General features: G+C 37.5%; 6 protein-coding genes and 2 pseudogenes. 4 read left to right on the forward strand and 4 right to left on the reverse strand.

All coding sequences use genetic code 11. The features are described from left to right. Positions 1-116: pseudogene (locus D1831_RS13505) on the forward strand (IS5/IS1182 family transposase); the annotation flags it as partial. Between the two features lie 1,889 nt (positions 117-2,005). On the opposite strand, the gene D1831_RS13510 reads toward D1831_RS13505, so the two are convergent. Continuing rightward, on the reverse strand, positions 2,006-2,494 hold the full coding sequence (locus tag D1831_RS13510) for a DUF536 domain-containing protein (protein ID WP_125073372.1): 489 nt from the start codon (positions 2,492-2,494) through the stop codon (positions 2,006-2,008). Positions 2,495-2,641: 147 nt separating this feature from the next. Between D1831_RS13510 and D1831_RS13515 the strand changes: the two genes are divergently transcribed. Both D1831_RS13515 and D1831_RS13520 read left to right on the forward strand, forming a co-directional pair. Further along, a complete protein-coding gene (locus D1831_RS13515; RefSeq protein ID WP_125073375.1) occupies positions 2,642-2,968 on the forward strand; it encodes a helix-turn-helix domain-containing protein in 327 nt (108 codons plus the stop codon). A gap of 203 nt (positions 2,969-3,171) precedes the next feature. Then, positions 3,172-3,936 (forward strand): helix-turn-helix domain-containing protein, encoded by a 765-nt coding sequence (locus D1831_RS13520; protein WP_125073373.1) that lies wholly within the window; start codon positions 3,172-3,174, stop codon positions 3,934-3,936. Between the two features lie 145 nt (positions 3,937-4,081). Here D1831_RS13520 and D1831_RS13525 read toward each other — a convergent pair whose 3' ends face one another. After that, complete coding sequence (locus D1831_RS13525) at positions 4,082-4,426, reverse strand: type II toxin-antitoxin system PemK/MazF family toxin (RefSeq protein WP_125073374.1); 345 nt, start codon at positions 4,424-4,426, stop codon at positions 4,082-4,084. After that, complete coding sequence (locus D1831_RS13530; RefSeq protein WP_001748109.1) at positions 4,420-4,683, reverse strand: AbrB/MazE/SpoVT family DNA-binding domain-containing protein; 264 nt, start codon at positions 4,681-4,683, stop codon at positions 4,420-4,422. Before D1831_RS13530 ends, D1831_RS13525 begins: the two co-directional genes overlap by 7 nt. An 85-nt stretch (positions 4,684-4,768) precedes the next feature. On the opposite strand from D1831_RS13530, the gene D1831_RS13535 reads away from it, so the two are divergent. After that, complete coding sequence (locus D1831_RS13535) at positions 4,769-5,356, forward strand: site-specific integrase (protein ID WP_010625610.1); 588 nt, start codon at positions 4,769-4,771, stop codon at positions 5,354-5,356. A gap of 394 nt (positions 5,357-5,750) precedes the next feature. Here D1831_RS13535 and D1831_RS13540 read toward each other — a convergent pair. Further along, positions 5,751-6,086: pseudogene (locus tag D1831_RS13540) on the reverse strand (IS30 family transposase); the annotation flags it as partial. Positions 6,087-6,275 lie beyond the last annotated feature (189 nt).

A 6,275-nucleotide genomic window follows, 5' to 3' on the forward strand; every position in this document is an offset into this window, starting at 1 on the left:
GTTTTAGCTGGCTAGGAAAATATCGGCGCCTCTGGCGCAATTGTGAGCGAAAGCTGAACACCAGTAAGATGATGATTAGCTTAGCCTTCCTGCGAATACTCTTGAAAAGATTCTAAACACGTTCTTATATTTTGCAAAAAAGACAAGAAGATATTATTAATCGTCCTGGCTTCGTTATTTAGCCCTCTAAGAGCCTGCTGAGGGCTTTTTATTTTTCCTTTTGTAAAAATATATATAAACAGTCTTAAAACCGCTAGAAACGATAAATAAGGCCCTTGAAAACGAATATAGCAGTTAGATTCTTGTTGAGATTCAGAAAAACTAACTGTTTGCTGTCAATGGTAGCGGACGAGCGTAGCGTGGGAGCATAAGGAATTGACAGCTTTTAACTAGTTTTTACACCTTTTAGCGTATAAAGTTGCTTAGGTTGCTTGTTAGCACACAAAAAGGCCTATCAAATTAATGACGGGCCTTTATGATTTTGCTAGAATCGTCACACTATTATGAAGTAGGTGTTTGTGTCATGTAGGAGACACAAGCATGATTATAGCACTATGCAAACTTGGTGCAATACTAAAAAAGTGAACACCCGGGTAAGTGCTCACTAAGAAGTTGTCACTTCGAAACGGAATACCATGAGTCCCGACTAATGGGACAACTTTATTTTAGATCATTCTAATTAAATTGCAATATTAAAAAGCGACTACCTAAACAGATAGCCGCTCCCCCAAGTAATATAGATAGCACATATTATTATAATAACATTAAAATTGACATAGTAAAAAGGCCTATCCAGTTAAGGGTAGACCTTTTTATTTTGCGGTATGTTACTGAAAGTAGTGTGCAATGTCATGTCATACAGCACAAACGTAGTATAGCATTATTAACGCTAGTTGCAACCACTAGAGTCAGTTTTCATTATAGCACTATTTTATGCTAGTTAACATAACCCATAGTATTAAAAGCTAAAGTTTGTGAAGTGTGTAAATCCTTGTTATATCAACGATAGCAAGCTATATATTTACCGATATCATACGATAATGATACTTTGTGAAAATAGAGTAAATTTGTAAATGTTAATATACCAGTATTTTACACTTGTGAAAGTTTATTATTCTACGTATGTAAGTTACTTTGTGATAATGACGTTTCATGTATAATTGTCCGAAACATGTCGGCTTAGAACCCGCCTAGGCTGAGACTATATAATATTAATAGTGTGTCTATCGTTAGTAGTTAGTTCTTAACGTTTTGTGGTCTACGTGACGATTAGTAAATTAATAACACCCTAGTTTAACCTATCTGCACGCAACCACGTGCTCTTAACCCTCAAGGTCAAACCAGTTTAGTGCACTTGTCCTTTGCTGTTCAGAGCGCTTGAACCTGAGCGGGATATAGTTTTCCCCTTGTTTTGCGAAGAAGAAAACTTTTTGTTGTTCGTCACGAATCACCGTCACGTAAAAACACTTGTATTGTTACTATTGCGCTTGTAGATTAGCCTAACTAATTTAGCCTATAAAAAAAGCACCCTTTATAGGTGCCAGCAATCATTTATTTTTAGTTGTTTGGATCACTGGCCTTGCGTAACAGCCCTGTACTTTCGTACTGCTTTACCGCCCGCCCCGTACGTGGGGCATACGTTCGGAAGAAACCTAAATACAAGTATAGGTTAATTCCTAACGGGAGTTTATAGCGGCGGCTCTCGTTTGACCTGTCCACTTGTTTCATTAGCTCCACTAACCGGCTGTCAGTCCTCGAAAGGTAAGATTAGTTGGCTTGGCTAGAATGTTGCCACTCTAGTAACGGGGCTTGGCTCCCCCGTGATCCAGAAAAATTCAACTCTACCTACTTGAAAAATCTTACAATAGTAGGTAAAATGAACACATAAACTTGATGAAGTTAGTGTGTTCCCCCGGGTTAGGCTCCGAGGGAATTTTTTTGTCTATTTAATTTAGTTTCAAACAGTATTATACCCCTTTGCCGATAATATGACAAAGGGGTATTTTTAACGTCTTAACCAACCAAACAAGCCCCTTTTAGGCGTCTTAGTGTCTACTCCCTTATAATTACCCTCGGTAGGCTTTAAAACGTCTGTATCGTCGCTTTTAAGGGGGATATCGTCCTGTGAGAGGGGGTTGTTCGTAGTGGTACCAAGTAGTTTTTCGTTTTGACGGTTAGTAGACAAATTAAGTTGTTGTTGCTGGTTAAGTAATTGAGTTAGCTTTTCAATTTGTCTATCCTTTTCGTCTAGTTGACGTCGCATTATATCAAGAACTTTATCGTCAATTGGTGACGTTTTTTCTTGTTTAGCCTTGGTGTTACTGTTTGCATAGTATTTACGAATAGCATCGACAACACTATCGTCAATTACATATCTATCATTGCTGTCTTTTGAGGGTTTTTCGTTGTCATCAAGCATGTCAATAATTTGATAAACCCTTGCACGTGATATATTCAAATCTTTAGCTATTGAAGATATTGTCTTATTTGCCATTTTACGTCACCCTTTACGTTAGTATATACGTTTATATTAACATAGTTAATCAAGGTGAACACTGAACGAGGGCTTAGAACACGTCTCTCAACATATGATATATATCCTATCGTGGAGATTTTTAAGGATAGTGGCTGTTTTGGCTCGATAAGGATAAAAGAAGAACGAGAAAAAAGGCAGTGGACACAAGATTATCTTGCAGAAACGCTTAATGTTTCTCGTCAGGCCATTTCTAAGTGGGAAGTCGGAAGTACTTATCCCGATATTGATCGTTTAGTGCAAATTAGCAATTTATTCGACATTACCTTAGATAGTTTGATCAAGGGCGATGATTCACTAAAAAAAAGCATAGTTATTACCAAAAACGCAAAGGCACAAACTAATGTCTGGGAATTTATGCGCATTACTGGTTGGATGATGGTAATTGCAATTATTTATTTAGTCACCAAAATGATTATCGCTGTCTTTAGTTAAGAAACCTTTAGGGACTTAATACAAATAGACCTTTGATCATTTCTAAAGTCATTCTTCAGAACGGTATTACGATCTGAAGAATGACTTTATTGACGACATTAACCAAACTATCCAGTTGTGCAAGTAACATTTGCGTGACTAATGCTAGTAATTCTTGCTAGGATTGCCTTAGATCCTTGATTATGATTTAGGAGGAGTGAGATTTGAGCTTTAAAGACGATATCAAGACCTTGCGCAGACAATCTAATTTAACCCAAGAAGCGTTAGCTCAACAATTGCATGTGACCCGTCAAACGGTCTCAACTTGGGAAACTGGCAAGAATATGCCAAGTTTAGAGACCCTGCATGCGTTGAGTCAATTGTTTAACATCTCACTCGAAAAACTTCTATTTAACGAGGAGATTGCAATGAAAAAAGATAAAGAACCCTCTTTGGCCACCCAGATAGATCATAATGTTAAGCTTAAAAGTCGTTATCGTCGTTGGACTTTTGGTTTAGGTGGCTTGATTGCACTAGTACTGGTTAGTATTGGTATTTTATGTTTGGGATATTATAAAGGTATTGGGACGATTGATCGATTTGATCCGTTTTTATCCTATAAAGTCGGGTACACTAAATTACCTGGTGAAAAGGAAATTTCGCCTAACAATAAGGCAACCAATGGTTACTGGACCGCTTGGTTCACTGATAATACGATGGGGAATGAATGGACCAAACTAACCTTAACAACGGGGCTTAATCCTGGGGTCAAAGATCCTTATGTGATGGCTTATCATAAGGGCAGTTATGTTAAAGTTGCGCGTATCGTTCCTCGCACCTACATTAATCAGACTTATGTTAGCAACCTAGCAGCGCTAGATGCTTTGTTAAATCATAAGGGAAATACAGCGACTAACAATCATGACCTTAAGAAGTATAAGACCCAAATCCACATATCTGACATTGTCCAACAGTTAGTAACTGAATAGAGAACCACCTAGTTACAATCCCACAAGTGGTTTTAGGGTCTATAAGTTCCAAATACCCCCTCGAAAACATTGAAAGAATAACCCCCAAAATCTATAATATAGATTTTGGGGGTTATTTGTTTTAATATTAAAGAAATGACTTCTTCTATTTGTCATCAATACTAAACAATAATTTGTACAAAGTGATTATTTTTTCTAGTTCTTCACGCGATACATGATCGACAATAGTTTCATCAGTGACATGTCTTGCCCGTAAATCTAAGGCTATGGTTTGATCTAATAATACTTTTCCATATACTGTTTGACTACTAGTTAGTCGATGATACATTGGAAAATTACGCTTGGTACTGCTAATTGGAGCCACAATCGTCATGTTACTCGTCTGACAGACTAAATCATTGCTTAGCGCAATGGCTGGTCGCTTATTCATCTGTTCATGACCACGGCTTGGATTAAAGTTAACATAAAATATATCACCTTGGCTTACCATTGAAGTTCATTACCTTCTGACTTTCCCCAATCAAGCTCGTGATCCCTTTTCCCGTCATCTTGCCAATCCTTAAATAGTTCGTGAATATTGGTTGGGTTCTTTTTTATTGGTGTTAAAACAATTGATCCATTTTCAATGGTTATTGTCATATCTTGGTTATCATCTAATTTCAGTTGTTTAATAATTTGGCTAGGAATTCTAGCAGCTTTCGAGTTTCCCCACTTTGCTAAGCGTGTTTGTTCTTTAATAAGTTCCATATTTTCCCCTCCTAAATTATTATTACAAGTCAAGTATATCCCATGTAGATACACAATGCAAATATTCTTACTGGAGGTCATTTACATGCAACAAGTTGTCTTACCCATCAAAGATTCAAACGTTCTTAAAGAGGTTCAAGATACGTTACTCAATAACTTTAAAGCTGGCCGACGTAACTATACGATTTTTCAAGTTGGTAAAGCTACGCTACTGCGAGTGAGTGACGTTATGGGCTTAAAACAGACCGATATTTTTAATCTGGACGGTTCTATTAAACAAAATGCGTTCATTCATGATCGAAAAACTGGTAAACCTAATACCTTGTACCTTAAACCAGTTCAAACAGAACTCTTATTGTACCGTCAATGGCTGCTTGATCATAAACTAGCATCTGAATGGCTCTTTCCTTCCATTCAACACCCCGAGCGCCATATCACTGAAAAACAGTTCTACAAAATTATGAGTAGGGTTGGCGATCTGTTAGGAATTAATTATCTAGGTACTCATACGATGCGCAAAACCGGGGCTTATCGTGTTTACACGCAATCAAATTACAATATTGGCCTAGTCATGCACTTACTAAATCACTCAAGTGAATCAATGACTTTAGCTTATTTGGGATTGGATCAAGCAAGTACAGAAAACATGTTGAACCAAATTGATTTTGGGTAAATTGGGTTGATTTTGTTGTCGCCAACGGCGACTTCTGATACAGGCTTTTAATGGGCCTAGCACAACATAGAATAAATTCTATGTGTAAGTGCGCATTGACCTCGTTTCACTCGGTCTGCTGATAACCATGAAATCAGTTTTTGCCGTTGTTGAATTGACTGTATTTTAAATTCAATTTATGTTTGCACCTAACTAGGATTGTTATGTTTTAAATATTTAAAAAGTGTTGCAGATTCCACTGTTTTAAGCCAATTTTTTTAATCGTTCTTTGCAAAGAATCTTTATAAGTTTGGTAACAAATTTTGAATAACGGTACTGTAAAATCTGTGAATCTAAATTGAAATCATTATTTTGATGTTAGGAGTAATCAAGATGGACGAAAAGAAAGTATTACAAAGTGGCCGAATTCCTGGCGAGTTTCGACTTTATGAGGCCGCTCCTCAATGGAGCGGCCGTGATTGAACGTACCCCGCTTTTCTTTAGCACGATGATGACGAATTCCATGATCAGGTAAATCGGGCAACTGTATATCAAGCCAGCCTTGATCAATCCAGTTATAGACCGTCTTGTAGGCAATCCCCACTACATGGGCAACTTGTTCAGGGGACCACTTCTGGACTTTAATTTTTTCCTCGATCAAGTGTTTAAGGTTTTTAGTGAGCGAAGACTTCCGCCCCCGTTGACTAACCTTTCGTTCAAAGTCAGTTTGCGCTAGCCCAGCCTGGTACTCAGAACGTGTTTGGATACTTTGACATTCGATTTGATTTTAGTTAAATTAAATCAAAAACAGGGGTTTTTAATCCATGAAAAGCTTTGCACACCATTATAGTAGCGACATCTCTCGTGAACAATTTGAACTAATCCGGACAGATCTAGAAGGCATACGTAAGCGGACTAAGCCAAGAAAGGTTGATTTATA

The organism is Lactiplantibacillus garii (assembly GCF_003885105.1).
Taxonomy (GTDB): Bacteria; Bacillota; Bacilli; order Lactobacillales; family Lactobacillaceae; genus Lactiplantibacillus; species Lactiplantibacillus garii.